At 68.9% G+C, this 3,169-nt stretch carries 4 protein-coding genes and 1 pseudogene; 3 read left to right on the forward strand and 2 right to left on the reverse strand.

Annotated features, from left to right (window positions below):
* Positions 1-88 precede the first annotated feature (88 nt).
* Positions 89-577: a hypothetical protein gene (locus tag AB0P03_RS40660; protein WP_363633766.1), complete on the reverse strand. Its 489-nt coding sequence runs from the start codon at positions 575-577 to the stop codon at positions 89-91.
* 924 nt (positions 578-1,501) lie between these two features.
* Between AB0P03_RS40660 and AB0P03_RS40665 the strand changes: the two genes are divergently transcribed.
* The 3 genes from AB0P03_RS40665 to AB0P03_RS40675 all read left to right on the forward strand — a co-directional run bounded on the left by AB0P03_RS40665 (position 1,502) and on the right by AB0P03_RS40675 (position 2,845).
* Positions 1,502-2,140, forward strand: a complete 639-nt coding sequence (locus AB0P03_RS40665; protein ID WP_363633767.1) for a hypothetical protein — start codon at positions 1,502-1,504, stop codon at positions 2,138-2,140.
* Between the two features lie 442 nt (positions 2,141-2,582).
* Complete coding sequence (locus AB0P03_RS40670) at positions 2,583-2,711, forward strand: hypothetical protein (protein WP_363633769.1); 129 nt, start codon at positions 2,583-2,585, stop codon at positions 2,709-2,711.
* Entirely contained in the window at positions 2,708-2,845 is a 138-nt protein-coding gene (locus AB0P03_RS40675) for a hypothetical protein (RefSeq protein ID WP_363633771.1), read from the forward strand. The genes AB0P03_RS40670 and AB0P03_RS40675 overlap by 4 nt, the downstream gene beginning before the upstream one ends.
* A 197-nt stretch (positions 2,846-3,042) precedes the next feature.
* Here AB0P03_RS40675 and AB0P03_RS40680 read toward each other — a convergent pair.
* A pseudogene (locus tag AB0P03_RS40680) lies at positions 3,043-3,169 on the reverse strand (MerR family transcriptional regulator); the annotation flags it as partial.

Raw genomic sequence — 3,169 nt, forward strand, 5'->3', positions numbered from 1 at the left:
GCCCTCACCTCATCGACGGATGCCTCGCCACCACCGGCCTGATCATGGATGGCTGACCAGATCTCAGACCGACATCACGAATTCAACTTCAGTAGTACAGGTCCGAGCTGCGGATCGTCGCCCAGCTGATGCTCCGGCCGCCGCTGGGGTTGACGAAGACGACCTTGAGGCCGCCGAGGGCGGAGACCTGAAGGCTGGCCTTCTGCAAGGAGCTGGACTTGAAGGTGTTGGCGGACCAGCAGAGGCGGCTGTTGGCGTCGTAGACGACGAAGTTCCCGTCGCCTTGCATGATCGCCTTGTAGCCGCAGCCCCAGGTGTTGGCCTGCCACACGGGGTGGACGAGACTTGCCTCCTGGTAGGCCCGGTAGAGGACGAGGTTGCCGTCGTTCTGCAGGATCAGCTGGGTGTCTCCCGCTTCGATGTGGCCGCCGCGGTAGAGGATGCCGGGCTCGTCCATGTCCGCGGTCGGCAGGTCGTAGGCTTGCGCGGTCCCTGCCGACGCCACCGTCCCGACCAGTGCCAGCATGCCGGCCGCCATCCCGAGGGCCATGTGCCGCAGCGTCTTCGTTGTCTTCATTTCCCCGTGTGCCTCTCTCGTCTGTTCGCGCCCGTGAACGCGTGGGGCGCCCTGTGCAGGAAGGATCATGCGCGAAGGCGGTAAACAAACGATCAACGCCCACGTGGACCGGCGTCAGCCGAGGCCGGCCACCGAACGCGTCGAGCCGGCGTCAGGCGGGGTGTGCGACGGCCGGTAGGGAGTCCGAGCGGCTCGCCGACCTGGGGTGCGAACGCGGCACAACTGTCCGACCGCCGCGTACGACCGGGTGCCGACCAGGGCTTCCGGCGCAGCGATCCGCACCACGTGAAGCACGGCTGGCACCTTCCACGACGGTGCCGCATCAGCCAGGCCCGCAGGCTCCGTCCGTTCGATCGCCGTACCAGGCTGATGAACGGGTGACTTGACGACAGACAGCGACGGGACGGCCCGCTGTTCGTGCTCCCGCACCGGATGGTGGGGTCCGCCCCGTCGGCGCCACGTGGACGACCAGCGTACGGCTACCAACGGGAGGGCGTTCACAGCGCGCCACTGCTTCCCCGATGAGAACAGGAAAGACGTATACGACGGTTGGGGCGGGTGGTTCGCGAACCTGGACTCGGCTGAGGTCAGCCACCGGAACACCACGGTGGACGTGGCGCTCGTGAAGGCCGGCAACACCGACTTCTTCAAGCCGACTGTGTGGCGGGGCGCCAGTACAAACAGTAGCGGCTCCCAAGGACAGACGAAGTCCGCGGTGGTCGGCGCCGACAGTCCGGTGGTGGGCAACATCGTGATCACCTCCGGGGCCAGTTCCGGCGAGCTGGGGGGATCCAGGTCAAGCGCAAGGTTCTCCAGTACGAGGCCCAGGACGGCAATGGCAACAGCAAGCTGTTCGGGCCTGCGTGGAGCGCCAAGCAGCAGTCGAACGGCCCGGCGGCCGGAAGGGGAGACAGCGGCGGGCCGGTGTTCGTCCCCGCGCCTGAGGGCGTCACGGCGGTCGGGATCATTTCGGCAGGTGACCAGCCGGTCTCCTGCCCCGAAGGGGGCGGCCGGTTCTGCGGGAGCGTCCTGAAGTTCGTCGACATCGCGGACGCGTCGGGCCTGCTCGAGGCACCCATTGAGTACCAGACGTCCGGCGGGGAGGCCGCAGTCCAATTCTCGCCCTCGGTCCGGGATTCCGGCAGCGAGTTGCCGTCCAGCGACGTCCATGAGGAACTCATGTCGGCGAACAACGGATTCGAAGCCGATCTCGAAGGCGGCAGCACCGCCCCGGGTACCGAGGTCCAGGCCGCCCGGGGCGAAGCGGAGAATCCCAACAACGAATGGGTCTTCTGGGACAAGGGCAACGGGATGTGGCAGATCGAGACGGCCTACGGTGGCGGCATGGTCATCGACCACAACCCGGATACGCACCGGACCCATCTCGCCCACGCCCAGGACGGCAACAACAACCAGCTCTGGTCGTTCCAGGGCGTGGGCGACGGCTGGAACCAGCTCGTGAACGCGGCAGGCGGCTGCCTCGCCGCTGACCGGGAGGGCGACGGGCTGGGCGTGTGGGCCTGCGACTCCAACAACGCCGGCCAGAAATGGCGAGTCGGCTGACAGCGTTCGTAGCAGTACGGCTTCAGGGGTGGCGGGCCCGAGATGCCTGCCACCCCAGTGGTGCCTCTCGCGGCCTCGGGTAGGCCCCGGGGCGCCGATCGAGCGGATCTCGGCCCGGCGTACGAGGCAGCGGTCCGCCGCGCCGGGCGCAAGGCTGGTGAGCCTGTCGGCAGGATGCGGTCCCGTGCGGCGGAGGCTGAGGCCGCGAGGCTGAAGTACGAGCGGAAGCGCATGGAACCGCCCGTCCTCGCCTGGCTACAATCCCAACTCGGCACCACTCGGCACCGCCACCCCCGCCGACGACCTCACCAACCGGTACAACCGTCTCGGCGCTGCCCGCGCCGTCGCGACCGAAGTCCTGGCCGAACGCCGCGCTGGGCTGCTCGCCGACCCGCTGCGCCGCGTCGTGGACGGCGTCGTCACCGTGGATCGCGCGGCCAGCTTGACCGGCGTCGAACGTCAACTCGCCCAGCTCCAGACCACCCTGGGACCGGACGAGGCCGCGCCCGGCGACGACACCACCCCCCACCTGGACACCGGCACCCTCGTACCTGCGCGCCGCAGCCGATGAAGCGCCCCACCGACACCACCACGGACGAGCCGGACGATGCGGACGTTACTGGCGAACTCGACACCGCGTGGCAGCAGTTGGCCGCCGCCCAGGCCGCCGTCCTCGCCGCGCTCACCTCAAAGGGCTGGCGTTAACGCACCACGCGTCGGTGCGGGCCCTGGATGAAGGCCGGCGCGGTCTCGTTCGCCGCTCTCGCGTGAGGCGCGCCGTAGTGGTGTCGCCCATCTCCGGGGCGACCAGAGCGTGCAGGGTGAGGTCGTCCGCCCCCGTACGGCCCTGTGCGTGGGCCGTACGGTTGGGCGGAGCTGTGGGCCGGGTTGCCGGAGGCCGGTCAGGTGTCGGTTGCGGGTTCCTGGCCGCGCGGGGTGCGGCGGAGTTGTTCGTTGAGGCGCAGGGCTTCTTCGAGTTGGTCTTCGAGGATGATGATGCGGCAGGCGGCTTCGATGGGGGTGCCCTGG

Origin of the sequence: Kitasatospora sp. NPDC088779, assembly GCF_040685395.1 — a bacterium.
In the GTDB taxonomy this organism is placed as follows: domain Bacteria; phylum Actinomycetota; class Actinomycetes; order Streptomycetales; family Streptomycetaceae; genus Kitasatospora.

Bases quoted from the DNA above. Each gene is read 5' to 3' on its own strand.
- AB0P03_RS40660 (WP_363633766.1), bottom strand. From the start codon at position 577: ATGAAGACAACGAAGACGCTGCGGCACATGGCCCTCGGGATGGCGGCC.
- AB0P03_RS40675 (WP_363633771.1), top strand. From the start codon at position 2,708: ATGAAGCGCCCCACCGACACCACCACGGACGAGCCGGACGATGCGGAC.